General features: G+C 45.6%; 17 protein-coding genes and 1 riboswitch. Of the genes, 6 read left to right on the plus strand and 11 right to left on the minus strand.

Going from position 1 to position 21,681, the window contains the following annotated elements:
• Positions 1-83: 83 nt before the first annotated feature.
• Both SPSPH_RS17745 and SPSPH_RS17750 read right to left on the minus strand, forming a co-directional pair.
• Positions 84-1,694 carry an IS1182 family transposase gene (locus tag SPSPH_RS17745; protein WP_269147940.1) on the minus strand — a complete coding sequence of 537 codons (1,611 nt, stop codon included), beginning with the start codon at positions 1,692-1,694 and terminating at the stop codon, positions 84-86.
• A 92-nt stretch (positions 1,695-1,786) separates the two neighbouring features.
• Positions 1,787-2,566 carry an amino acid ABC transporter substrate-binding protein gene (locus SPSPH_RS17750; protein WP_075757811.1) on the minus strand — a complete coding sequence of 260 codons (780 nt, stop codon included), beginning with the start codon at positions 2,564-2,566 and terminating at the stop codon, positions 1,787-1,789.
• A gap of 226 nt (positions 2,567-2,792) precedes the next feature.
• Here SPSPH_RS17750 and SPSPH_RS17755 point away from each other — a divergent pair, with 226 nt between their 5' ends.
• From SPSPH_RS17755 to SPSPH_RS17765, 3 genes are all read left to right on the plus strand, one after another.
• Positions 2,793-3,749: a helix-turn-helix domain-containing protein gene (locus tag SPSPH_RS17755; protein WP_075757810.1), complete on the plus strand. Its 957-nt coding sequence runs from the start codon at positions 2,793-2,795 to the stop codon at positions 3,747-3,749.
• Positions 3,750-3,859: 110 nt separating this feature from the next.
• Entirely contained in the window at positions 3,860-5,665 is a 1,806-nt protein-coding gene (locus tag SPSPH_RS17760) for an ABC transporter ATP-binding protein (RefSeq protein ID WP_075757809.1), read from the plus strand.
• Positions 5,643-7,385: an ABC transporter ATP-binding protein gene (locus SPSPH_RS17765; protein ID WP_075757808.1), complete on the plus strand. Its 1,743-nt coding sequence runs from the start codon at positions 5,643-5,645 to the stop codon at positions 7,383-7,385. Before SPSPH_RS17760 ends, SPSPH_RS17765 begins: the two co-directional genes overlap by 23 nt.
• Positions 7,386-7,534: 149 nt before the next feature.
• Here SPSPH_RS17765 and ribB read toward each other — a convergent pair whose 3' ends face one another.
• The gene (ribB, locus tag SPSPH_RS17770) at positions 7,535-8,182 is read right to left on the minus strand and encodes a 3,4-dihydroxy-2-butanone-4-phosphate synthase (RefSeq protein ID WP_075757807.1); all 648 of its coding nucleotides are present in this window, start codon (positions 8,180-8,182) and stop codon (positions 7,535-7,537) included.
• 113 nt (positions 8,183-8,295) lie between these two features.
• A riboswitch (FMN riboswitch) is annotated at positions 8,296-8,440 on the minus strand.
• Positions 8,441-8,863: 423 nt separating this feature from the next.
• Between ribB and SPSPH_RS17775 the strand changes: the two genes are divergently transcribed.
• Positions 8,864-9,694, plus strand: a complete 831-nt coding sequence (locus SPSPH_RS17775; protein WP_075757806.1) for a class I SAM-dependent methyltransferase — start codon at positions 8,864-8,866, stop codon at positions 9,692-9,694.
• A gap of 58 nt (positions 9,695-9,752) precedes the next feature.
• Here the strand turns inward: SPSPH_RS17775 and SPSPH_RS17780 are convergent, their stop codons facing one another.
• The 5 genes from SPSPH_RS17780 to SPSPH_RS17800 all read right to left on the minus strand — a co-directional run bounded on the left by SPSPH_RS17780 (position 9,753) and on the right by SPSPH_RS17800 (position 14,124).
• Positions 9,753-10,589: a site-2 protease family protein gene (locus SPSPH_RS17780; RefSeq protein WP_083945715.1), complete on the minus strand. Its 837-nt coding sequence runs from the start codon at positions 10,587-10,589 to the stop codon at positions 9,753-9,755.
• A gap of 75 nt (positions 10,590-10,664) precedes the next feature.
• The gene (locus SPSPH_RS17785; protein WP_075757805.1) at positions 10,665-11,435 is read right to left on the minus strand and encodes an REP-associated tyrosine transposase; all 771 of its coding nucleotides are present in this window, start codon (positions 11,433-11,435) and stop codon (positions 10,665-10,667) included.
• 176 nt (positions 11,436-11,611) lie between these two features.
• A complete protein-coding gene (locus SPSPH_RS17790; protein WP_075757804.1) occupies positions 11,612-12,577 on the minus strand; it encodes a 2-keto-3-deoxygluconate permease in 966 nt (321 codons plus the stop codon).
• A 76-nt stretch (positions 12,578-12,653) separates the two neighbouring features.
• The gene (locus SPSPH_RS17795; RefSeq protein WP_075757803.1) at positions 12,654-12,944 is read right to left on the minus strand and encodes a UxaA family hydrolase; all 291 of its coding nucleotides are present in this window, start codon (positions 12,942-12,944) and stop codon (positions 12,654-12,656) included.
• A gap of 16 nt (positions 12,945-12,960) precedes the next feature.
• On the minus strand, positions 12,961-14,124 hold the full coding sequence (locus SPSPH_RS17800) for a UxaA family hydrolase (protein ID WP_075757802.1): 1,164 nt from the start codon (positions 14,122-14,124) through the stop codon (positions 12,961-12,963).
• Positions 14,125-14,326: 202 nt separating this feature from the next.
• Between SPSPH_RS17800 and SPSPH_RS17805 the strand changes: the two genes are divergently transcribed.
• Complete coding sequence (locus SPSPH_RS17805) at positions 14,327-16,258, plus strand: sigma 54-interacting transcriptional regulator (protein WP_075757801.1); 1,932 nt, start codon at positions 14,327-14,329, stop codon at positions 16,256-16,258.
• 206 nt (positions 16,259-16,464) lie between these two features.
• On the opposite strand, the gene ade is transcribed toward SPSPH_RS17805, so the two are convergent.
• The 3 genes from ade to SPSPH_RS17820 form a co-directional block, all read right to left on the minus strand.
• A complete protein-coding gene (gene ade, locus SPSPH_RS17810; RefSeq protein WP_075757800.1) occupies positions 16,465-18,228 on the minus strand; it encodes an adenine deaminase in 1,764 nt (587 codons plus the stop codon).
• Positions 18,229-18,246: 18 nt separating this feature from the next.
• Complete coding sequence (locus SPSPH_RS17815; protein WP_075757799.1) at positions 18,247-19,635, minus strand: NCS2 family permease; 1,389 nt, start codon at positions 19,633-19,635, stop codon at positions 18,247-18,249.
• A 148-nt stretch (positions 19,636-19,783) separates the two neighbouring features.
• Positions 19,784-20,533: a GntR family transcriptional regulator gene (locus tag SPSPH_RS17820; protein WP_075757798.1), complete on the minus strand. Its 750-nt coding sequence runs from the start codon at positions 20,531-20,533 to the stop codon at positions 19,784-19,786.
• A 310-nt stretch (positions 20,534-20,843) separates the two neighbouring features.
• Here SPSPH_RS17820 and SPSPH_RS17825 point away from each other — a divergent pair, with 310 nt between their 5' ends.
• Complete coding sequence (locus SPSPH_RS17825; RefSeq protein WP_075757797.1) at positions 20,844-21,458, plus strand: TetR/AcrR family transcriptional regulator; 615 nt, start codon at positions 20,844-20,846, stop codon at positions 21,456-21,458.
• Positions 21,459-21,681: the final 223 nt, after the last annotated feature.

Raw genomic sequence — 21,681 nt, forward strand, 5'->3', positions numbered from 1 at the left:
GAAAAATAAACCCACTGGCGGGCTTATGGGCATGACAAAACAGAGGAAAGCTTTCCCCCTAAGAAAAAATATGTATATGCTTGTCAGGCTGTTTTAGGAATATGTAAATAGGTTCCACACCGGTCCTTTTGGATCTTGTTGTGGAGTTTGTTTAGGTTGTACCCCATACACAGTAAGAGAAATTCCGTCTGCACTTTGATGCTGCTCCTCAGCAGAAATCGCCGGAAGCCCATGTCCTGTTTGAGTACCCCAAAGGCTCCCTCTACCTGAATGGAACGGTTTAGGCGCAGCAGGATGCCTGCTTTGCTTTGGATACGCTCCTGCATTTGCCGCCTTTGTCGGAGAAAGGTTTTGGATACATACAGGTTCTTGCTCCTCTCTTCAAGCGGTGTCTTGCTTTTCCCTTTGATGCATTGGGCCTTATGCTCACAGCCGGCACACTCGGTGCAGGTGTAGACTGTTGTCACAATGGCATAGCCCGCCTTAGACCGGGTCTTTTTCTCATATGCCGCCCGGATTGGGTGGCCCTTGTGGCAGCGATAGCTGTCACTGCTCTCAGCGTAGGGCATATTTTCCCGCCTGCCGATATCGCTCTTGTACTTGCGGGTTTTGGCCTTTTCATAATTGGCCGGTTTAATGAACGCGGTTAGTTTGTTTTCTTCGCACCAGGTGTAGTTTTCCTCGCTCTCAAAGCCTGCGTCTGCTACCGGCTTGGTATAGCCCAATCCCTGAAGCTTCTTGAGCATTGGAATTAAGGTCTGGCTGTCGCTTCGCTCCTGAGTGATAGTGGCACCTACGATATATTCGGCATCCACTGCCAAGGTGGCATTGTAGCCGGGCTTTAACTGCCCGTTTTTCATGTGGTCTTCTTTCATCCGCAGGAACGTGGCGTCGCGGTCGGTTTTGGAAAAGCTGTTGCGTTCCCCGAAGCTGTGGTTGTAGTCGTCATATTTTTTCTGTCGGAGAAGGTATTGTTCCACCGTTTCCACCGCCCGCTGCAGCACACTTTTACGCTGCCCCTTACCGTTAACAAAGACGATGCCTTGTCGCGCCTGCAGCACTTTGAGCTGTTTGCGCAGCTTTTTCAGGTCTTTGGCTTTGATCTTCTGGCCGACGTGAAAGCGCAGTCCCAGCTTTGCTGCAAGGACCGGCAATTGTACTTTCATTTTGGCCTGCATCTTTTGTTCATTGCTTTGTGTTGATTTCTTCCAGACAAAGCTGTAGCGGTTGGCATTGGCCTCCAGCTTGGTGCCGTCGATAAATACGCTCGACAGTGACAATTCACCTGCATCGGCCAACTGTCCGACAAGCTGGGCGAACAGGTCGTCTATCACCTCAGTCAGTCGTTCACTGCGAAACCGGGCAATAGTCGCGTGATCGGGGGCTTTTTCCCGTCCCAACAAATAGATGAAGTTCACATCCCGCCGACAGGCCTGTTCGAGCTTACGGCTGGAATAGATGCCGTTCATGTAGCCATAGACCAGGATTTTGAATAGACGTTTCGGTGATCTCTCGATTCTGCCCAGACGGGAGTACGCGGCCTCTAATTTGCTGTAATCCATCCTTTCCAATACCGCGCTGAGTAGTCGCACCGAATCATCTGCCGGGATTATATCTCCGATGTCCATGGGTAAGACTAGTTGATATATGTTTCCATCTGTTGTATAATTTGCTTGTAATTTTTCAGTTAGCACAAACTGATTTTACAACAAAAAAATGGCTCCCGACTACTGTCGGTTGCCATTTTTTTGTTGTGAGGCTTTCCTAATGCGACAGCCCCATGAGCCTATTTCACAATATCTGCACCAAACCACTTTTGCGAGATTTGGGCGGAAGTACCGTCTTTTTTCATTTCATTCAGCACTGTCTGCACTTTGTCGCGCAGCTCTTTATCTTCTTTTCTAAAGCCAACGCCATAGTTGCCTACCTCGCCCATCGGCTTTTCGAGCACCACATATTGCCCCATTTCTTTAGACATATAGTATCTGCCAAGGATTTCATCTGTTACCACAGCGTCAAGCCGCCCTGATTTAAGGTCCATAAATGCGGAAATACAGTCCGGATATTTTTTGAAGTCTTTTAAAGAAGCTTTCAGTTGATCATCCTTGGTCACAACTTCGTCGCCAATGCTCGACTGCTGCACCCCCACCACTTTGCCGGCCAGGTCGGCAGAACTTTTAATTGGCGAACCGGTAAGTACGAAGATGAGCTGCTTGCTTTCCATATACGGGTCGCTGAACAATACATTCTTTTTGCGCTCTTCCGTAATATTCATCCCATTCCACAAAGCATCAATCCGCTTGCCGTTTAATTCCGACTCTTTCGTGCTCCAGTCAATCGCTTTAAACTCTACATCCATTTTTAGTCTTTTCGAAACTTCTTTGGCCATATCGATATCAAAGCCAACTATGTTATTCTTATCATCCCTAAAGCCCATTGGCGGAAAACTGTCATCCAAACCAATGACAATCTTTTTGACCGGCGCTTTCGTTTCAGTACTGCCGCACCCCGCCAACATCATCCCTGCTAACATCAGCATTACTACCAATATAATTGCTTTTTTCATATAAACCCTCCGCCTATATTAATCTATTCAAATTCATAATCCTATTTTACTTTAATTTAATAAAATGCGAAAGGGTTAAATTGATACAGAAATAAAAGTTTTACTGCTTTTTTGACAAACTATCTCCTTTATTCTCGCTATCTTGCAATGCCAAGCATAGCTTTACAAAAAGCATTTTGTTGCGTATTATGTAATTGATTATTATTATCAATAAGCAGGTGCTGCTATGAAACAAATACGGGATAACGCTTTATATTATGCCGATATAAAAATCAGCAGGCAGTCAGACGGCTGTACCGTTTACGAACTGGAGAATGCCGAAGGAACCGGAAGTATCACCAGTTATCAGGTTTTTCCCGGTGTCAGGCTGGCGTACAACGATTTTCATACAGGTAAATGCCCTCAGCACATTTTTGAAGACAGGGATACCTTGGAGATCAACCATTGCCGCGAAGGAAGGTTTGAATGTGAATTTATCAACGGCCTGTACACGTATTTGAGTGCAGGCGATCTTGCTGTCAATCCTTTAGTGAGTAACCGGGTCATGCATGCCACCTTCCCGCTGGAACATTATCACGGCGTATCAATCCTTATTGATCTCCAACAGGCCGCTGCCATGATTTCCACCGTATTAAAGGACATTTCAATTGATTTATATGCCCTGCGCGATAAACTATGTGCCGGCGACCGCTGTTTTATCATCCGGGCCAAAGATTCCATACACCATATCTTTTCAGAACTCTATACCATTCCCGATGAAATAAAATACGGCTATTTCAAATTAAAGGTGCTCGAATTGCTGCTTTTTCTCAGTGTCATTGATGCTTCGGCACAAGCGGAAGATCGTCCGTATTTTCAAAAAAGCCAGGTAAACAAGATTAAACAAATCAAACAATTGTTAACACAGCATATTGAATATCATTTTACCTTAGAGGAATTATCAAGACGATTCGATATATCCCTAACTGCCATGAATGCTTGTTTTAAAGCAGTTTACGGCATGCCTGTTTATACATATATACGGATGTATCGCATGCAGGCAGCAGCCGCTATGCTGCTACAGACGCAAGACAGCATCACGGTAATTGCCGGTAACGTCGGCTATGAAAATTCCAGTAAGTTTGCCAGCGCCTTTAAGGCTGTTATGCATGTCTCCCCTTCAGCTTACCGGAAATCGTATTGACTAAATGGAGCTAAACCGATTTATATGGAGTATTAGTTCCCCTGCATCTTCTTTAAAATAGAAATCAGTTGCAAAGCTGCAGCGGACTTCTTTTTTAGGGAGGGATACCTGTGACTGCTCAAAAAAATCCATTGGTTGCGAGATTGTTTGAATTTGCCGGCAGTTACCGAATACTGCTTATATTGTCTTGGATTTTATCAGGGCTTAGTTCCGTACTGTCGATAGTTCCCTTTATCTGCATATGGTTCGTGATTCGTGATCTATTAAGAGTGCTGCCGGATTTTTCCCAGGCTGGGCAAACAGCTGCGTTTGGCTGGCTGGCGGTAGGCTTTGCCATTGCCAGTATTGCTTTATATTTTGCAGCATTGCTATGTTCTCATTTAGCTGCTTTTCGCGTTGAAAAAAATATGCGTAAAGAGGCTATGCATAAAATTGTAAATTTACCGCTAGGGTATTTTAATACAAATACCAGCGGCAAACTGAGAAAAATCATTGATGATAATGCCGGTTTGACACATGCCTTTTTAGCTCACCAATTGCCTGATATGTCTGGCGCTATCGTTATGCCTGTAGCAATTTTGGCAGTTTTCTTTATGTTTGATTGGCGGCTGGGTCTGGTTTGTTTACTGCCACCGCTGCTTAGCCTGTTTTTTTTAAAAAGTATGATGGGCGGCACAAGAGCTGACCGTATGAACCATTACCTGAATGCCCTTGAGGAAATGAATACGGCGGCTGTTGAATATGTCAGGGGAATTCCGGTTGTCAAGGTCTTTCAGCAAACCGTTTATTCTTTTAAAAGTTTCCACAAATCAATTTTTAAATATTGGCAGTTCGCCTCAGATTTTGCTTTATCATGCCGTATACCTTTTGTTGGCTTTATCGTCACGATTAACCTGCCAGCCCTGCTTTTGATTCCTATCGGTATATTATTTAGCCTGACAGCGGCAGATTATCAAGGATTCCTTTTGGATCTTATCTTCTACATGCTGTTTGTCCCTTTGTGCATTTCCATGATGAGTAAAATCATGCGTATGGGCGAAAGTATCATGGTGGCACAAGAGGCGGTTAGCCGTGTATATGAAATTATCCAGGCTAAAACGCTTGCAGCAGGCAGTCTGAAGGGATCAATGAAAGATACCGGTATTTGTTTTGAAAATGTGACCTTTACGTATCCTGGCAATCTGCAGCCGGCGGTTGATCAGGTAAGTTTTACAGTGCCGCAGGGAAAAACCTATGCGTTAGTAGGTGCTTCCGGCGGCGGTAAAACCACGTTGGCCAGCCTTGTCCCGCGCTTTTGGGATGTAACTGAGGGCAGCGTTAGCATCGGGGGAATCGATGTACGGGAGATTCAAGAAAAAGATTTAATGCAAAAAATCGCTTTTGTATTCCAAAATACCAAGTTATTCAAAGCCAGTCTGCTCTCAAATATTTGTGCGGCCAAACCGGAGGCAAGCCGGGGAGAAGCTCTTGCTGCCGCCCATCTGGCCCAGTGCGATGATATTTTGGCTAAGATGCCGCAGGGAATTGATACGGTTGTGGGAACTGGCGGTGTTTACCTTTCCGGCGGGGAACAACAGCGGATTGCGTTAGCCAGAGCCATTTTAAAAGATGCGCCGATTATTATTTTAGATGAAGCCACTGCTTTTGCCGATCCGGAAAATGAGTATCAGATTCAAAAAGCCTTCGAGCACCTGACGGCAGGAAAAACGGTATTAATGATTGCCCATCGCCTTTCTTCCATTACAAATGTGGATTGTATCTTAGTCATGCAACAGGGCCAGATTGTGGAACAAGGCTCTCATAAACATTTAGTAAAACAACAGGGTGTATATGCCAGCATGTGGCAGGAATATCAGACTTCCGTTTCCTGGAAAGTCGGAAAGGCGGCAGGACATGCTCACATTATTGCAAAATAAATTTGCTCTCAGCGAAAGAGGCGCCCGGGATTTAATCAAAGGCAGTTTATATAGTGCCTTGACCGATCTTAGCATGCTGCTCCCTGTCGGGCTTTTTATCATGTTGCTGGATGAACTGTTACAGCCGCTGCTGGGGACAAGCACCGCAACACCAAACCTGCTGAAATATGCGCTGCTTGTAGGCGTGGTGTTCGTCGTTTTATACCTGTGCCAGTTTTGGCAGTATTCCAGCGTATTTCTTTCCACCTATACGGAAAGCGCGGCAAGAAGGATTCATTTGGCGGAAAAACTTCGTCAGTTGCCCTTGTCCTTTTTTGGCAAAAGAGATTTGGCGGATTTAACGAATACCATTATGGGGGATTGCGCGACCTTGGAACATGCTTTTTCCCATGCTGTTCCCCAATTGTTTGGGGCTATGCTTTCCACACTTGTCATTACCATTGGCCTCTTGTATATGGATTGGCGTATGGGACTTGCCGTATTATGGGTTATCCCGGCAGCCTTTATGATGATTATTGGTTCAAAATATCTGCAGAACCGGGCCGAGCTTAAGCATTATCAAGCCAAAAGAATTTGTGCCGATGGTATTCAGGAATGCCTTGAAACCATCCAGGATATCAAGGCCTGCAACATGCAAGAACGGTATCTGGAAGGCTTGGACAAAAAACTGGATGCCGCCGAACAGGCGCATATTCATTCAGAACTGACCCTGGGCGCTTTTGTGACCGGTGCACAGGCGGTGCTCAGGCTTGGCCTGGCTTCGGTAATATTGGTAGGAAGTGAATTATTAATTACAGGAAAAACCGATTTGCTGACATACCTGATTTTTTTGATTACGGCGTCAAGATTGTACAATCCTTTGTCCGAAACATTGGCAAATGTCGCTGAAATTTTTATGGCGGAAATTCCTATTGCCAGAATGCAGGAAATGGCAGCACAACCTGTGCAATGTGGTGAAAAAGATTATCGATTGAATGGCTATGACATCGAATTTGACCATGTTTCATTTGCCTACAACACCGCTGAGCCGGTTTTAAAGGATGTTTCCTTCATTGCCAAACAAGGCGAAGTGACAGCTCTGATAGGTCCCTCCGGCGGCGGCAAGAGTACTGCTGCCAAACTGGCGGCACGTTTCTGGGATGCAACTTCCGGTACGGTTAGGCTTGGCGGCCGGGATATAACGACAATCGAGCCGGAGGCTTTGCTGAAACATTATGCGATTGTCTTTCAGGATGTCACCTTATTTAATGACACTGTCATGGAAAACATCCGCCTGGGAAAACGTGATGCAACGGATGAAGAAGTAGCAGCAGCAGCAAGGCTGGCGATGTGTGATGAGTTTGTATCCCGTCTGCCGCTGGGGTATCATACGGTCATTGGCGAGAATGGTTCCGTACTGTCAGGCGGCGAACGCCAGCGTATTTCTATCGCCAGGGCAATTCTCAAAGATGCGCCCATCATCTTATTGGATGAAGCCACCGCTTCGTTGGACGTGGAAAATGAAACAAAGATTCAGGCGGCTTTGGCAGAGCTCATTAAAAATAAAACGGTTTTGATCATTGCCCATCGTATGAGAACCATCGCCAATGCCGACAAGATCGTTGTTCTGTCTGACGGCTATGTCGCCCAGCAAGGCCAACCCGATGCTTTGCTAAAACAAGACGGCTTATATCGTAATATGGTTATGATTCAAAAGCAAAATATGGCTTGGTCATTATAAAAGATATACCTGCCAAGGCAAGGAAACAGCCCCAAGAAGGCGAAGCGGAATATGCGCCCACAAGGATGCGGAGCGGGCCTTCAGAAAAAATAAAAGAGACATGTCAGCAACATGTCCCTTAATCTATAAATAAATCTTCCCTACTGAAATCAGCCAGTATGCCGTTTGCTTTGATAAGCAATAATATCGCTTATCGCAACTACAGGCATATTGGTTTTTCCGGCAAACGCCACGATTTCAGGCAGCCTTGCCATTGTACCATCGGCATTTGTTAGTTCACATAATACACCGTAAGGTTTTAAACCGGCCATTCTCATCAAATCTACGTTAGCCTCTGTGTGACCCGCCCTTTCCAGTACACCTCCGCGCTTGGCTCGCAAGGGGAAAATATGTCCGGGACGCCGTAGCGCCTCAGGTCTTACAGGGTCAGTAATCGCTGCTTTTACAGTAGTTACACGGTCTGCAGCGGAAACACCGGTAGTAACTCCGTTTGCCGCTTCAATGGAGACAGTAAATGGAGTTTCAAAGCTGCTTGTGTTCACTTCCACCATCATCGGCAAATTCAAGGCCTGAACTCTTTCTTCCGGTAAACACAAACACACAATCCCGCTGCCTTCACGGATTAGCAAGGCCATTTGCTCATTCGTCAAAGACTCGGCGGCAAAAAAGATATCCCCTTCATTTTCCCGGTCTTCATCATCGGTAACTAAAACCCCTCGCCCGCTGCGCAAGGCATCAAGCGCAGCCTCTACCCTTTCAAATTCATCACCAAATTGAGCTAACAAATTTTGATTCACAGTATCTCCTCCTAATTTCTAGTCGGACTTACCTGAATCAGGGCATACCAGACAGACAACGGCTCCCATCTATGCTAAATTGCAGATTTTATTCATGAGAAAACTAGTTGACTGCCTATCCTCTTTCATCCGGACTATACCGTCGGCACTGGCTTTTACCAGTTCTGCTGTCCTCTTTATATGTAAAGAGCGCTCGCGGGCTCATCAGTATCCTGATACACCGCCGGTGGGGAATTACGCCCCGCCCTGAGAATAAGTCGCTATACCCAAGTATACTTGCACATCTATTTTTGTCAACTTTTTCTTATTCTTTTTTCATTAGGTACCTAACTATTCTTTTGACATGTTTCACTAACAAGAAGCAAAATGAACGTCCCCATGCTTCTCATGGATTGTAGTTGACAGAAGCCGCTATGTACTGTAATGTTAATTTATAAAATGTAATGAGCAGGTGATGAACATCCGGCGTACCAGATGTCATAAAATCAGTAGCATAAGTATGACTGGAAAAGAGTAGATAAAATCAATTCTATAGGTTAAGAACTAACTGCTTTGACAGTTTAGTTTTTGTACCTGATGTTTGATTTTATTTTTACTCTTAACTTTTCTTCACCTTAGGAGATGAGCCGTAGAATAAAATCTACGGCTTTTTATTTTGCCCAATTAAAGGAGAAACCAATTATGTTCAACAGCATTAGCAGGGTTTTAGAAAAACCCCCTCTTTACACCAAATCAGAAGTTGCATTTTGGAATGATGAGCACATTTCCAAACAAATGCTCAAAGCTCACCTCGACCCAGAATTTGAAGGCGCAAGCAGAAAATTAACGTTTATAGAAAAATCAACTGCGTGGATAAAAGAAATTGTACCACCCTCAAATTTCCCGTTACTGCTTGACATGGGCTGCGGTCCTGGCATATATGCTGAAAGGTTAGCAACAGTGGGCTATCAAGTAACCGGGATTGATTTTTCAAAGCGGTCAATAGACTATGCGCAAAACTCGTCACTTGAGCAGGGTTTAGACATTACATATCTTTATCAAAACTATTTGGATATGGATTTGAATAAGCTTTTTGATTTTACAATAATGATATATTGCGATTATGGCGCATTGTCAACAACGGACAGACAAATTGTTATGCAAAAGGTATTTAATCATCTACGACCTGGTGGGAAGTTCTTGCTGGATGTATTTTCAGCAGCTAAGTACAACCATTTTCAAGAAAAGAAAACATGGGAAATTTGCCATAACGGCGGTTTTTGGCGCGAAGATAAATACGTTGTATTAAATGGGTGCTATAAATATTCTAACAATGTTACATTGGAGCAAATTTCTATTATTTCTAGTAGAGAGACAGCCACTTACTATTTGTGGAATAGTTATTTTACAAAAGAAACGTTGATTAAGGAGGCAAATGACGCAGGCTTTAAGGTATGCAAAGTATTTGGTGATGTTACGGGCAACCCTTATCAGGAAGATAATTTTACTATTGCCATACTGTTAGAAAAATAAATTTGCTGTAAATTTGTTTTCTCATAATGTCACCCCGAAGCAAGAAGCAGCACAGAGATCATCGCGGCCGCAGCGCCTCTGCCGTAAGATGAGCTTCATAGGTTAATATCCCGCTTAGCAGCATTAATACCAGATAGCCTATTCCCATCTTAAAACGAAATCCTGGATTGGTGTGGTAATAGGCGTCATTCCGGTGCTTCCAGAACTCCCAGGCACGATGAACTGCGGCAAGCAAAACCAGAAATAAGATGGGGCTAAAACTGAACCAAATAAGAATTACGATCAAGGGAATCCCCAAAAACCAGATATAGGGAGACACGGCCCCGGCAATTCGTCCGCCATCAAGCGGCGAGGCCGGGATGAGGTTAAACAGTGTGAGGAAGTAACCGGTAAAAGCCAGAGAAAACAACAGCGGTGACTGAAATACATAGGCAGCCGCATGCACCAGCACAGTGGCTAAAAAGCCAAAAACAGGACCGCCATAGGCAATGATACTCTCTGTCGCTGCATCTTTCGGCTGTTCCTTAAGGCCAATCAGCGCTCCTAAAAACGGGATAAAGACAGGTGCGGTTACCGGGATATTCTGCCTCTTGGCGGCAAACATGTGACCATATTCATGAACCGCAATAAGCAAAACAAAACCGATTGCCCACCAAATACCATAAAACCAGGCATATACGCCAATCGTTGCCACCATGGATAAAGTGGCAACCCCAAACTTACTAAATTTTAACAGAAAAAATATTCCTTGCAGAAAACTTAAAATACTCTTCCACTTTAAGAGGGCAAACAGGGCCGTAACTACCCCGCCTAATCCGATTCGCCTGTACCACGGCGGTTTCGGCGGTGGTGTGGAATCGTCCGTACTTTCAAGCATGTCAGGTTCTCTATTCATTTCTTAAACCTCATTTCATTAATCAAACATCATATTTTTTATATAATTAATCTATTTCCATTCGCTCTGCAAAATTCATGCCTTAAAAATTATACTTTGATGGATCCCGGTTACCCTGGCTATTTGCCGTTGTGTTACGCCTTCCAGTTCTTTAATTTCCCTGATTATTTTATTACGCATAGCTATATCCATATTTTGCAACAGTTCAATTGGCTGTCCATTTAACTGTTCTTTAATTGCTTGAGCTAAATCATCATCGCTCTTTCGCTGTTTTACCTTGAAATCCATGAATTGATCAGCGTTTTCCTGGTGCATAAAATCGGCAAATTGCTTTATGGCCGCCTCCCCGTTGCCGTTTAATATAGATAGAACAAACGGAGTATTGACCAAACCGGAAGAATCCTGCCCCTGATAATAGGCCTGACAACTACTCCATTGGTAATCCTCAGGTTTTGCCACCAGTTTTGCTTTTACAGGATTATTATGAATATACCTTAAAACGCCCAGCAAATATGCTTCCGTGTCAACCGGCTCGCTTTGAAAACGATTTTGAAATACATGCCCCACTCGATCATATTTTTTATTATACCGCCACGCATAACTCGTACCAATACGCTTCATAATAATCGACAATTCTTCCTCTTTTTCCTGCAACAAGAGATGGATATGATTGTTCATTAAGCAATATCCGTAAATACTGCAACTCCCGCTTTCCTGGACTCGCTTTATAATTTCCAAAAAACGGCAACGGTCGTCCTCATCAAGAAAAATATCCTGACGATTTATCCCGCGCATCATGATATGATAGATTCCGCTGACACTTTTTTCTCTCGCACATCTTGCCATACTCTTTTCTCCTGTTTTTGATTTATTGTATCATAAATTAGCCAAGAAGCAAAATGAACGTCCCCACGCTTCCCAGGCAATAAAAAGAGAGCTTGTTCAGGATGCTCAATTCGAGTCACCTGAACAAGCTCAGCAAGAGATTTAAAATAAATCGTACTCTATAAGCCAGGGCAATATTACGGCTGTGGTACCGTTTGAGCCGCTACCCGCCTGGCATACCAGGCTGTGACAATCGGCACCAGGATTGCCGTAACAATTACGCAGGTGGCCACCAGCATCGTGGCTGACGGCGCTACGGGAAGAAACCGCGGATCTACTGCGGCAATGGCTGCCGGAACCGCTGCGGCATTGCCGGCAGTGGTAGCCGCGGCTATGCCTGCCACACCGGTACCACCGGTAAGCTTGTCGGCAATAATCAGGACAGTGCCGGTGATGACAACAACACCCACACCCATTAATAATCCGAGCAGGCCGGCCTTCCAAACGGTTTCCAAATTAAGCGAATTGCCAAGGCCAAAAGCAAAAAACGGAATCATGATAGGAGCAGCGCCGCCCAGAAAATCACGCATTTCTTCATCAAGATTGCCAAGCAGCATACCAATTAACAGCGGCAGGATAGTGCCGATCAGCGTTGGCAGGGGAAAAGCCGCTACTCCCGCCATCCCCAGGGCAATCATCGTGAAGAAAGGGCCTGATTCCAAACTCATAACAGAATAAGCGGCAGCATCTTCTTTTCTGCCGAATTGCCCGATCAGAGCCATATAGAGCCCGCCGTTGGTATCATTCATGGAAGCTACAATTGCCAGAACTGAAAGACCGGCCAATAGTCCGTGTTCCACCATTAAGCCGTTCGGGATCAAGGCTGCAGCCAGAAAACCCAGAGCCGTCCCGGTAAGGATTTTAGCACCTAACAAGGCGCCGCCTTTTTTCAGAATATATGGGGTGGCTTTGACGTTGAGCGTAGCCCCCATACAGACAAAAAATACTGCCAGAATGGGCTGAGACCCGGTCATTAAGGCATTGGTGAAGGATCCGAAAGTTTTACCGGCCGCAGGGAAAAAAGTATTAATAATCGCCCCTAACAATAATGGAATAAGCATCATTCCACCCGGAACCCGTTCAATCGTCTTTTTAATTTGCATAATGTTCCCCTACACTTTCAACAATTTAATTTTATATTATGGAATTCATTAACCAGGCTTTCCTGCCGCAGCAGGGTTATTTGTCGCCTCGTCCCCGGCAGCTTTCGATGTTGTGAACATGAACATGCTGACCTGGCTCAATATCCTGGGTGGCAAGACCGATGATTTCACCGTACTTAATCACCGGCTCTCCTTTTCCGATGGCTTTGATGGCGAACTTATGGCCGGCAGGAATGTTATTGAGCACTTGCGTAGTACTCTTGATCTCCCCGCAGCTGGCGGTAATTTCCGTGCCGGCGGCAACTGCTTCGACCACCGTGCACACATTATCTTTTGGCTTCATAATAATGGCCTGTATTTTAGACATCTTATCCACTCCTCTCTTACATCGTAGGTCCGAACCGGTATATAGCAAAATCATTGAAACCGAGAATTTCCGCTTTTGTCTGTTTGCCGGAAGCCACATCAAGGATTTCCTGGAATATCCGGCGGCCAACCTGGTCAACGGTTTCCTTGCCGTCAACAATCGGGCCTGCGTCCAAATCAAGATTATCATTCATGCGCTCAAATAGCTGTGTGGTTGTCGAAACCTTGATTGTTGGCGAAATCGGTGAACCGCAGCAGGTTCCCCGCCCGGTAGTGAAAACCGTCAGATGACAGCCCCCGGCCACCATGCCGGTAAGCTGTTCCACATCCTGTCCCGGCGTATCCATCCATACAAGTCCTTTCTGGGTGACAGGTGCCGCATAGCCAATGACATCCTGCAGCGGTCTGGAACCGGCTTTGTAAATACAGCCAAGCGATTTTTCTTCAATCGTGGACAGGCCCCCTTCAATATTGCCGGGTGTCGGCTGCCCGCCGCGCATATCCACTCCCATATCGGTAGCAAGTTTTTCGCGGGCCTGGATGGTGGTGAAGCATTTTTTCGCAACCTCCTCATTGACCGCCCGGGAGGCGATAATATGTTCGGCACCAATAATTTCGGTGGTTTCGGCCAAAACCACGCTGCCGCCTGCGTCAATCAGGAGATCGCTGGCAAAACCCAGGGCCGGATTGGCAGATATGCCGGAATAGGCATCCGAACCGCCACATTCGGTTCCCAAAATAAGTTTGGATGCATCGATGGCTTCCCGCTGAAGCTGCGCCGCTGCGCCCACCATAGTTGTTGCCGCGCTGACTCCGGCAGCAGTAGCCTTTACCGATCCGCCTTCGTCCTGGATGATAACCAGGTGAACCGGCTTATACGGACATTTTTCCTTGATGGCGGCAGCAATGTTCTGGGCCCGGATGGTTTCACAACCAAGCCCGACAACCACAACACCATATACATTGGGATGGGTACCGTGACTGACCAGCACATGGGCTGTCAGTTCCGCATCGGCGCCCAGCTGAGTACAGCCGTGCTGATGCTCAACCCAGGTTGTTCCCGCTACCTGCTGTGAAATACCGCGTGCCACCCGGTTGGCACAAACAACGGAAGGAAGAATAAGAACATGATTGCGAATGCCTACCGTCCCGTCAGGACGTACAAATCCTTGAAAGTTCATGTAATTAGCACTCCTTTATCTAGTAGTAACAGCAAAAATTCCTTTACATAATATTTTATATGCAAATTTCATGCCAACAGGATTTTCGCCCTATTTGTTGAATTACAAAGAAGTACGTGCTAATTTTTTGAACATATTTTAATAAAAAATTGAACATATCTATAAAAACGAGACATGTTTTGGTTAACTAGGAGGAACTGTTGTGAATCGCATTGCCTTTATTGCTCCATATACCAATTTAGCGACACTGGCCCGTGAAATTTGCGCCGAAACTTACCCGGACGTAAAAGTCTTTGAAGGCCTGCTGGATGAAGGGCTGGACTGCGCCCGACAAGTTGCGGCCGAGGGCTGCCAGGTGATTATCAGCCGCGGCGGCACCGCCAGTCTGATTCAAGAAAATCTTAACCTCCCGGTTGTGGAGGTAAAGGTAACCGGCTATGATATTTTGCATACGCTCAGCGACCTTATCGGAAAAAATAAAACCATCGGGGTAATCGGCTATCACAATGTAGTCAGAGGCTGCCAGGCAATCAGCCAAATGTTGCAAATAAAATCGCTTGAACTGTTAACCCTAAATAGCACCGAAAACCCGGATTGGCAGGCAGCCCAGGCCCGCTTGCACAAAAAACTGCTGCAAACCCCGGTGGACATATTGGTTGGCGATACCCTGGTTATCAGCAAACTAAATCTGGATGTGCCTGAGGTCAGGCTCATCGTATCAGGCGCGGAATCGATTTATGAAGCCATCGAAGAGGCTCGCCGGATTGCCCAGGTCCAAACAGAAGAAAAAAAATTGGCAGAGCAGCTCCGCACTATATTACACTTTATTCATGACGGTGTGGTAGCCATTGACGACTCCGGCAACATCACAGTCATGAATCCGGCGGCAGAAACCATTTTCAACAGCAATGCCGCACAGGCAATCGGCAAACCAATTACCCGGTTTATCGCCAACAGCAAACTGCCTGATATACTCATCAGCGGCAAAGCGGAATTGGACCAGCTGCAAAGCACGCCTTCCGGAATGATTGTTACCAGCAAAATTCCCATTAAGGTCAACGGCAAGGTAGAAGGAGCTGTCGCCACCTTTCAGGAAACCGGCCGGATCCAAAAAACCGAGCAAAAAATCCGCCTTACACTTCATGCCAAAGGCCTGTTTGCCAAATATTCCTTTAGCGATATTATGGCCTGGGACCATGAAATGAAGCGAACCATCGATAAGGCCATGCGGTATGCTTTAACCGACGGAACGGTGCTAATCCAGGCGGAAAGCGGCTGCGGCAAGGAACTGTTTGCCCAAAGCATCCATCAGGAAAGCAGCCGCAGCAGCGGTCCGTTTGTCGCCGTCAACTGTTCGGCTTTACCGCCACAGCTGTTGGAAAGCGAGCTCTTTGGCTATGTGGCAGGAGCCTTTACCGGCGCCCGCAAGGAAGGCAAGCCGGGTTTAGTCGAGCTGGCCCACGGCGGCACACTGTTTCTCGATGAGATTGGCGATATGGAGCTCGGTTTGCAAGCCAGGCTGCTGCGCGTACTGGGGGAGCGGCAAGTCATGCGGCTGGGGTCAGACAATTGGATGCCGGTAGATATCAGAGTCATCGCCGCTACCCATGTCCCGCTTAAACAGAAAGCCTTTGAAGGGCTTTTCCGAATGGATTTATTTTACCGACTTAACGTGCTGACCATCGCCATTCCGCCCCTGCGGCAGCGAGTTGCCGATATTTATCCTTTGGCCAACTATTTTTTGAGTTTATTTGCGGAAAAATACGGCCGCAGCGCCATTGAACTGCCGCCGGAAGCCCATGATGCGCTCATTCGCTATCCCTGGCCCGGCAATGTCCGCGAATTGCGCAACACCATGGAACGTCTGGCATTGACATATGAAGAAACCGGAAACACGATGGATATATTGCTGGATTCCCTCAAAGAACTTGACACCGACAGCGTCAGACTGCCAGCAGCAAAAACGCTGGCTGCTCCTGCGGCAATTGCCGGTCACAGCCTGGCGGCTGTAAGTATGAAAGCTATGAAGCACCAATTAGCCGTCGATACACTCAAAGCCTGCGGCGGCAACAAATCAAAAGCCGCCAAACAGCTGGGAGTTACCAGATATACCTTAGACCGTCTGCTAAAGTAGTATGGCAGCTTAGACGCAGGCGGCCGTTATCTGTAAGCGCCAGCAGCGCAGCATTGTATAACGGCTGTCCGCGCAAAGCTCATACATGCTGTTAAACAAAAAAAGCCAGGACTGAAATCCGCTCTCAGGCGAATATCAGTCCTGGCTTTTTAGAACCTATTTAACTTTCATTCCTTTGTTTAAAAAAATGTGCCTAAGTAACCCGATTAATCAGCTTCCACAGCAATCAGCTTATGCGCCAGAACATCTACCAGTCCTTTATCTGTTAAGCCCAGCTTGGGAACGGTCGGCAGGGAAATAAAACTTAAAGTCATAAAGGGCGCAGGCAGCGGACAGCCTAATGTCCTGGCCGCCATATTCATGGCTTCAATTTCTTCCAGGACCTCATCTGCGGATTTTTCACTCATTAAGCCACCGATAAGCAGCTGCATTTTGGCGATTACCTTGCCATTATCAACCACAACCAGTCCGCCCTGCATCTCATGGATAGCATTAACCCCCACAGCCATATCAGCATCATTTGTTCCCACACAGACAATATTATGGTGGTCATGTGAGGTGGAAAAGGCCAAAGCGCCTTTCTTTAAACCAAAGCCTTTAACAAAACCTACGCCTACCCCGCCGGTTTTACCATATCTTTCGACTACCGCAAGCTTCAGAATGTCCTGTGCCACAGCATTGCCAATAACGCCATGTTCAACGGCAAGCTCCGTCCGGCCCCATTCATTAATAATTTGCTCATCACACAGCTCGATGACATTAACGGTTGTTTTGGCTTGATTGGTTTTAGCCTTGACCGCAAAGGATTGTGCGGTAATTGTCTGCTTAAAGGTAACACTTTCCTTAATCCACTGCGGATATTGCACCGGCGGACATTCCACCGATAATTTACCCGCCTCGGCAACTACTTTACCTTCAAAAATTACCTTGACAGGCTTTACGTCCTGTAAATCCTTGACCAACAGGATATCTGCCAGTCTGCCGGGAGTTATACTGCCTAATTCATCTTCCACTCTAAAATGCTTGGCTGCATTAATCGTCGCCATTTGCATTGCCTTCATGAACGGCACACCGAGAGCCACCGCTTTATTGATATTATAATTAATGTGTCCTTCTTCTCTGATTTCACTGGCATGCTTATCATCGGTACAGAAAATTAAATTATCGTAATCCAGGCTGTTGGCCATTACTCCGGTCATTAGTTTTTCCAGATTTCTTTCCGTACTGCCTTCCCTGACCATGACTTTCATGCCCAGGCGTATTCTGGCCAGCAATTCTTCATAATCAACACATTCGTGGTCGTCAGATATACCGGCACTGGCATAAACATTAAGCTCCTGCGCCAATCGTCCGATAGCATGGCCGTTAACAACTTTTCGCCGCGCCAGCGTTGCTGCTATCTTCTGCAAATACTCATCCTGCACAAATAATATTTTCGAAGGGTCTATCTCACCCAGGCTGCAGCTTTCTTCCCAGTTTAAGATTTCTTCAACCTCTGCTACCCCCAAAACTGCCCCCGTAGTTTCAAGGCCTGGCGCAGTGGGAACCCGTGAGGATACTTCAATCAGCATCCGGTAAGGCAGCCGTGACATGGATTGCAGCATGGTCTTAATGCCGGCAGCACCGGCAACATTGGCAATTTCCATAAGATCAACACAAATCGTGGTAGTACCCTGGGGAACCATTACCGCCGCAAGAGCTTCCGGCGACAATAAGGTTGACTCAAAATGCATATGGGTATCAATTAAACCCGGCAGGGCGTACTGCCCCTGACAAGGAATTACCTCCTTGGCTGCCAAATCAATATTGGGCTCAATGGAAACAATTCTTTTATCCTTTATGTATATATCGGTAGAATATATTTCGGCAGAATACACATTGACCAATTGAACATTTTCCAGCTTCAAATCACAGGGAATTCTCCCCAAACCGGCTTCAACCGTTGTTTTAATTTCTTCAAAAGTTCTCATTGCCTGCACCTCTTGTATCTATTTTAGTATTATTTCTAAGGTCAGATAAATAATAAAGATTACCGTTAACACCCATACCGTGGCGCTGATATTTTTCCTGTTGCCGGCGGCGACCTGCGCGAGGGTGTAGCCTAGTACGGAAAATAAAATTCCATGAGCAATACTATAAGTAAAGGGCATAATCATGACTGCCAAAAATACCGGGAAGGCTATGGCAAAGTCCTGAAGATCCACCGATTTGAGCGGCTCCATCATAAAGACCCCGATCATGACCAGGGCCGGTGCAGTCGCGATAGCCGGAATCATAAGAAATACCGGCGAAAAGAACAGGCATAAAATAAACAGAATTCCGGCCACCACGGCAACAAGGCCGGTGCGGCCGCCCTCGGCTATCCCGGTTGTACTTTCCGCTCCATAAATGCAAACCGTATTTGTACCCAATACCGCTCCACCGGCGGCAGAGCAGGCGGTGGCAAAAAGCGCTTTACCGGCATTGGGCAGTTCCCCTTTTTCATTTAAAAAACCGGCCTTGGCTGATACCCCGACAAGAACGCCGATACCATCAAATAAATCGACGAATAAGAAGCTGAAGATGGCAAACAGCACTCCCAGCAGCACAATGCCTGAACTGTCAAACATACCGGCAAAAGATAATTGTCCAAAAGTGGGAGCCAAGGCCTGAACAGGATTATCAAAGGCCAGCATGCCGCCTGCCGGCAATTGCGTGTAACTCATGCCTGTTGCCGGGTTCTTGACAAAAAAGCCGGCAACGGTGATGGCCAATATCCCGATTAATATAGCGCCTCTGATTCGTTTAATAATGAGTACAGCCGTCAAAGCAATGCCCAGTAATGCCAGCAAAGTCCCCGGGTTACCTAAATTGCCCATTTGCAGCAAAGTATCTTTATTGGAGACCACGATTCCAGCCTGAGCTAAGCCGATAAACGCTATAAAAAATCCAATGCCTGCACCTACCGAATTTTTTATACAGTGAGGCATTTCATTAACAATTCTTTCCTGAATGTTAAACAAACTCAAAATGATAAAAGCAATCCCCGAGATCAATACACAGCCTAATGCATTTTGCCAGGAAAGGTTGAGTACGCCGACAACATAAAAAGCAAAATAGGCGTTTAAGCCCATGGCCGGCGCCAACGCAAAGGGAAAATTAGCGTATAACCCCATGAAGATAGAACCTAAGCCTGCCGCCAGAGCGGTAGCCCAAAACACAGCTTTGGTATCCATGCCGGCGTTGGCAAGAATAGCCGGATTAACGGCGACAATATACACACAGGTTAAAAAGGTAGTAATTCCTGCCAGGATTTCCGTTTTAACATTGGTACCCTTTTCCGCAAGCTTAAACATACGTTCAAGCAAGCCTTTGTTGCTACATGTACTAAGTTCCATATAATACCGTTACCTCCTAAAAAATTTATAATAATGTAAAAGCAAGGCAGAAGCAGTCACAGCATACGTATGAGGTATTACCTCTATATTATATTAAAAAAAATAATAGCCGAAATTGTTTACTCTGCCAACTTCAGCTATTATTTTTTTAATATATATCCTTTTGCCGACAAGAGCTGAACCGGATAAGATCTGTGTCATAATACTCGGTATCATAAAAAACCGGATTATTGTCCTGGTCAAAATTCACACTCTCAAATACTAAAAAGGCTTTGGGCTTCACACTATTCATGTAAGCCGCCAGCTTATCATCTTCTGTTACCATTGCAGTGGATATTTCTACGATGTCTCTGGTTACTATTTTGCCTGCCTTGGCTTTTAAAAACTCAAAAATCGACAGTTTAATGTCGTTGGGGGAGATATCTCCCTCGATCAGTTTCCGGGGAAATCTATCGATACAATATATTGCAGGATTTCCATCAGCATAAAATACTTTTTCTACTATTACCACTTCATCTTCAGGATCAATTTGCAATTTATTCGAGCCATTATAGCCTGCAAGCTTAATTTCGATATTTACCAGTTCCACCTCTGCCTTATAGCCGCTATTTCTAATCAGCTTTTCAAATTCCTGAGCCGGATTAAAGGTGATCTTAATCTGCAGGGCGTCGGCGTTGACAAAGGTCCCGATTCCGTGTTTTCGAAAAATTACCCCCTCGTGGGACAGCTCAGTCAGGGATCGCCTGATGGTAATTCTACTTACCCCTAACATTTCAGCCAGCGCTTCCTCGCGGGGAAGCTTATTATTTTTCTGTATATCCATAGACTTTATGTACCGGTACAGGGCTTCTTTTACTTCCTCATTCAGAGAACGATTTTTTACCCGCCTGATCTCCATAAGCCCTCCTGCATAATTTTACATAGGATAGCCCTCTATACATATGAGGTATTACCTCTTTACAAATTATATCGTTTCCCTTACAAAATAGCAATAATCATCTAATATTTTTTGAGGAGCCAGGTCTTACCCCAAAACCTCGCAGGCGTAGCAACTTGCTGCAAACTGCGGACGTTGTATGCGAAGCAAAATGAACGTCCCCCTGCTTCGAGGCTGGAATGCACAGGTGGAAAATTAATCCTTGAAAAAATTCATAACAGGATTTATAATTTAAATGCATTTAAATAATTAAGCAATTGAGGTATATATTATGGCCAGACCTCCGCAAGATCCGCAAATTCGAATTACCGAGATTTTAGATACAGCAGAATATTTATTTACAGCTAAGGGTTATTTCGGAACAACTGTCAGTGACATTGCCAAAGAAATGGGTGTTACGCAGGGCATGTTTTATTACTATTTTAAGTCCAAAGAGGAAATTTTGGAAGCACTGCTTAACCGTCATGTAGCTTGTTTCCTTGCCGAAATTAAAAACATGACTCATTCTGATGCTTCTCCAGCGGAAAAATTGGGATTTATGATCAGTACCGTAATTAAAGATGTCCGTGCGCACGGCGAAGAACTGCTTAATACTATACATCATGAGCAGAATTTGCATATCAAGAATAAACTAACCAAAGGCGTCACGCTCATGCTCACGCCTCTGGGGCTGAATATTATCGAAGAAGGCCGAAGCCGTCAGGTCTTTAACGTCCCCCATCCGCAGACTGCTATGAGCTTTATCCTACTTATCATAGACTTTTTAATTGCTGGCCTCTATGAAAAGCAACCCCGGGAACTCTTGTCCCTGCGTCTGCGAATGGCGGAATCTCTCGTCGAAAAGACAGTAGGCCTACAAGAGGGAAATATCCATATCTCGCTGTAATCATGCAAGTCAACCACAATTGAATCATTACCCGAAAATCCCGCTTGCCAGAAAAATCTGGATTGAGCGGTTTTTTCAAACCTATTAATTAAACACGTTTAAATAATTAGTCGAAAACTACTTTACCCCTTACAGAAGGAGGCATGTAAATTGTATCAACGCCGAACTGTCGGTCGGAAAATTCCGCTTATAACTCAGAAAATACGAGGGCATCAGGACTCGA

The organism is Sporomusa sphaeroides DSM 2875, assembly GCF_001941975.2.
GTDB classification, from domain to species: Bacteria; Bacillota; Negativicutes; order Sporomusales; family Sporomusaceae; genus Sporomusa; species Sporomusa sphaeroides.

What these genes read in the sequence shown, in the direction of transcription:
- SPSPH_RS17750 (WP_075757811.1), bottom strand. Translation starts at nt 2,566, where the DNA reads ATGAAAAAAGCAATTATATTGGTAGTAATGCTGATGTTAGCAGGGATG.
- SPSPH_RS17755 (WP_075757810.1), top strand. Translation starts at nt 2,793, where the DNA reads ATGAAACAAATACGGGATAACGCTTTATATTATGCCGATATAAAAATC.
- SPSPH_RS17765 (WP_075757808.1), top strand. Translation starts at nt 5,643, where the DNA reads ATGCTCACATTATTGCAAAATAAATTTGCTCTCAGCGAAAGAGGCGCC.
- SPSPH_RS17775 (WP_075757806.1), top strand. Translation starts at nt 8,864, where the DNA reads ATGTTCAACAGCATTAGCAGGGTTTTAGAAAAACCCCCTCTTTACACC.
- SPSPH_RS17780 (WP_083945715.1), bottom strand. Translation starts at nt 10,589, where the DNA reads ATGAATAGAGAACCTGACATGCTTGAAAGTACGGACGATTCCACACCA.
- SPSPH_RS17785 (WP_075757805.1), bottom strand. Translation starts at nt 11,435, where the DNA reads ATGGCAAGATGTGCGAGAGAAAAAAGTGTCAGCGGAATCTATCATATC.
- SPSPH_RS17790 (WP_075757804.1), bottom strand. Translation starts at nt 12,577, where the DNA reads ATGCAAATTAAAAAGACGATTGAACGGGTTCCGGGTGGAATGATGCTT.
- SPSPH_RS17795 (WP_075757803.1), bottom strand. Translation starts at nt 12,944, where the DNA reads ATGTCTAAAATACAGGCCATTATTATGAAGCCAAAAGATAATGTGTGC.
- SPSPH_RS17800 (WP_075757802.1), bottom strand. Translation starts at nt 14,124, where the DNA reads ATGAACTTTCAAGGATTTGTACGTCCTGACGGGACGGTAGGCATTCGC.
- ade (WP_075757800.1), bottom strand. Translation starts at nt 18,228, where the DNA reads ATGAGAACTTTTGAAGAAATTAAAACAACGGTTGAAGCCGGTTTGGGG.
- SPSPH_RS17815 (WP_075757799.1), bottom strand. Translation starts at nt 19,635, where the DNA reads ATGGAACTTAGTACATGTAGCAACAAAGGCTTGCTTGAACGTATGTTT.
- SPSPH_RS17820 (WP_075757798.1), bottom strand. Translation starts at nt 20,533, where the DNA reads ATGGAGATCAGGCGGGTAAAAAATCGTTCTCTGAATGAGGAAGTAAAA.
- SPSPH_RS17825 (WP_075757797.1), top strand. Translation starts at nt 20,844, where the DNA reads ATGGCCAGACCTCCGCAAGATCCGCAAATTCGAATTACCGAGATTTTA.